1 protein-coding gene is annotated in these 206 nt (G+C 47.1%); it reads left to right on the top strand.

Going from position 1 to position 206, the window contains the following annotated elements; translation table 11 throughout:
* Positions 1-206, top strand: a 206-nt coding sequence (locus LKX83_RS33800; RefSeq protein ID WP_370639196.1) for a CBS domain-containing protein, incomplete at both ends; no start/stop codon positions are given.

Genomic DNA, 206 nt, shown 5'->3' on the forward strand with positions numbered 1-206 from the left:
GAAGGCTTTACCCGTTATCCGGTTGCAGGTGAAGATAAGGATCGTATTCTTGGTGTAGTGCATGCCAAGGAACTGTTTATTACGTATTTTGAAGATAAGAGCATTACGCTCATGGATGTAATGCGTCCGGTGCTATTTGTCAATGAAGCGGCTCCGCTTGAGAAGCTGCTTGAGAAGATGCGGGAGAAGCACACGTCGATTGCCGT

It is taken from the genome of Cohnella baijiui (genome assembly GCF_020731285.1).
Taxonomy (GTDB): domain Bacteria; phylum Bacillota; class Bacilli; order Paenibacillales; family Paenibacillaceae; genus Cohnella.